The following is a 2,526-nucleotide window of genomic DNA, read 5'->3' as shown; positions in this document are numbered from 1 at the left end:
CTCCTCGACCCGCCTCCGGCGAGGGCCCTGGCACGAGCTCACGGCTGCGACGCAGACTGTCGGCATGGTTGGTATCGCCGTTCTCATTCTCCTCATCGGCCTCGTGCTGCTGCTCCTCGGTGTGTTCGTGAAGGCGGTCGGCTTCCTGCTGTGGCTCGGCGTGGTGCTGATCGTCATCGCGATCATCGCCGCACTCATCCGCTTCATCCGACGGCAGGTCTGATCCGCATCGCGCACCGAATCGGGTGCGCGAGAATGCCGGAGTGACCGCGGCATCCGATGACATCGTCTGGGACGTCATCGTCGTCGGTGCCGGCCCCGCAGGCTCGTCGGCTGCCCGATGCGCGGCGGCCGGCGGCGCGAGCACCCTGCTCGTCGATCGGGCGACGTTCCCGCGCTACAAGACCTGCGGCGGCGGTCTGCTCGGGGTGAGTCGGCGTTTCCTGCCGCCCGAGGGAGTGGCCGCGATCGAGGCCGAGGTGGGCCGAGTCGTCTTCACGCACGACGGCGCGCGCCCGGTCGAGATCCGCCGCGACGAGCCGTTCCTCACGATGGCGCGGCGCGAGCGTCTCGACGCGGCGCTCGTCACCGCCGCGCAGCGCGCGGGGGCCGTGTTCCGCGAGGGCGTCGCCGTGCAGCGGGTGGGGGCGGCATCCGATGATCTCGTGGCGGTCGAGACGAGCGCGGGCGTGCTGCGGGCGCGGGTCGTGATCGGCGCGGACGGCGTCGGCGGACGGATCGCCCGCCACGTCGGAGTGACCCCCGCGCGCGTCGACCTCGGACTCGAGGACGAGCGGGAGCGCGGCCGGGCGCCGCGCGACACGGTGCGCATCGATTGGGGTCCGGGCGCGGGCAGCTACGGCTGGCTCTTCCCGAAGGGCGAGGTCGATGAGGTGGGTGTGATCGAGGCGCGCGGGCGACCCGAGCAGACACGCGCCTACCTGGCCGCGTGGCTGCGCGAGACCGAGACGACGGATGCCGCGCCCCGCCACTCGAGCGGGCATCTCACGCAGTGGCGCACGGCGTCCTCGCCGTTGCGCCGCGGGGGCGTGCTCGTCGCCGGTGATGCGGCGGGCCTGCTCGAACCGTGGACGCGGGAGGGCATCTCCTTCGCGCTGCGGTCGGGTACCTGGGCGGGCGAGGCGGCGGCGCGAGCGGCGGCGGGCGACCCGGCCGCATTGGACGGGTACGTCGCGCGGGTCGAACAGGAGCTGCAGCCCGAGATCCGCACCGGCGCGCAGTTGCTCGCGGTCTTCGAGCGGCATCCGCGTCTCGTGCACGCCGCCCTCGGCCGGTCGCGGCGAGCCCGGCGCGCATTCGTCGAGTTCTGCGCGGGTGAGACGCCGCTCTCCGCGTATGCGACGCGCTGGTGGTTCCGTCTGGCGGTGGGCCTCCTCGGGCGGGGCGGATCGGCGACGGTCTGACGCGAACCGGGACCCGCTGCGCTGCCGCGGGATCAGGTGACGAGCGCCCCCGGCCCCGGGACGACCGCGACCTGCTCGCGATCGACCGCACGCCCGTGTGCATCGACGAAGGCGATGCGGACGTCACCTCCATCGCGGGCGTCGACGTAGCGCGTGGCGGGTCCCCACGGCGACGCGACATGGACGTCTCCCCACTGGCTGAGCGCGCCGAGCACCGGCAGCAGGGCGGCGCCGGCGGCGGTGAGTGTGTACTCGTCGCGCTGCCGCGCGCCCTCGTCGCGGTACGCGCGGCGCTCGATCACTCCGAGATCGACGAGCTTCGACAGCCGATCGGAGAGCACATCGGGTGCCACCTCGAGCCGCGAACGGATGTCGGCGAACCGGGTCACACCGAGGGCGATGTCGCGCACGACGAGCAGCGCCCACTTCTCGCCGAGCACGACGAGGGTGCGGGCGATCGAGCAGCGTTCGTTGACGGGAGAGGGCGGCTTCACGCGTCCATCCTATCTGAGTTGGTATTTCCAATCTAGGTGGTACGCTCTCGACATGACCTCACTCGTGGATGCCACCCTGCTCATCACCGGCGCGAACGGCGGGCTCGGCTCGCACTTCGCCCGCATCGCCCTCGAACGCGGCGCGCGCCGTGTCTACGCGACCGCACGATCGCCGCGCGAGGCGACCGACTCCCGGATCGTTCCGCTCGCCCTCGACGTGACCTCCTCGGCGTCGGTCCGCGCCGCCGCACAGGCCGCGGCCGACACCACCATCGTCGTGAAAAACGCCGGCATCGCGGGCGGGAACTCGCTGCTGTCGACCGACCTCGACGAGGTGCGGCGGGTCTTCGACACGAACGTGTTCGGCGCGCTGAGCGTGGCACAGGCCTTCGCCCCCGTGCTCGCCCGCAACGGTGGTGGCGCGCTCATCGACGTGCACTCGGCGCTGAGCTGGTTGGCCCGCGCCGGCGCCTACTCGGCGAGCAAGGCCGCGCTCTGGTCGATCACCAACTCGCTGCGCCTCGAGCTGCAGGCGCAGGGCACGCAGGTGCTCGGCGCCCACCTCGGTTACGCCGACACCCCGATGACCGAGGGCCTCGATGTCGCGA

General features: G+C 72.6%; 4 protein-coding genes. 3 read left to right on the top strand and 1 reads right to left on the bottom strand.

Translation table 11 applies throughout. The features are described from left to right. The first annotated feature begins 64 nt into the window (after nt 1–64). Both ASG00_RS15760 and ASG00_RS07445 read left to right on the top strand, forming a co-directional pair. Nucleotides 65–223, top strand: a complete 159-nt coding sequence (locus tag ASG00_RS15760) for a hypothetical protein (protein ID WP_171006184.1) — start codon at nt 65–67, stop codon at nt 221–223. Between the two features lie 40 nt (nt 224–263). Then, nucleotides 264–1,424, top strand: coding sequence for a geranylgeranyl reductase family protein (locus tag ASG00_RS07445; RefSeq protein WP_056519025.1), 1,161 nt, complete (start codon nt 264–266; stop codon nt 1,422–1,424). 32 nt (nt 1,425–1,456) lie between these two features. On the opposite strand, the gene ASG00_RS07440 is transcribed toward ASG00_RS07445, so the two are convergent. Next, on the bottom strand, nt 1,457–1,918 hold the full coding sequence (locus ASG00_RS07440; RefSeq protein ID WP_235557398.1) for a winged helix-turn-helix transcriptional regulator: 462 nt from the start codon (nt 1,916–1,918) through the stop codon (nt 1,457–1,459). A gap of 52 nt (nt 1,919–1,970) precedes the next feature. Between ASG00_RS07440 and ASG00_RS07435 the strand changes: the two genes are divergently transcribed. Beyond that, on the top strand, nt 1,971–2,526 hold a 556-nt coding region (locus tag ASG00_RS07435; protein ID WP_235559421.1), incomplete at its 3' end, for an SDR family oxidoreductase.

The sequence above is a fragment of the Microbacterium sp. Leaf351 genome, from assembly GCF_001423825.1.
In the GTDB taxonomy this organism is placed as follows: domain Bacteria; phylum Actinomycetota; class Actinomycetes; order Actinomycetales; family Microbacteriaceae; genus Microbacterium; species Microbacterium ginsengisoli.
The sequence above is the reverse complement of the archived record's forward strand: the minus strand, read 5'-3'. Positions and strand labels throughout refer to the sequence as shown.

What these genes read in the sequence shown, in the direction of transcription:
- ASG00_RS15760 (WP_171006184.1), top strand. Translation starts at nt 65, where the DNA reads ATGGTTGGTATCGCCGTTCTCATTCTCCTCATCGGCCTCGTGCTGCTG.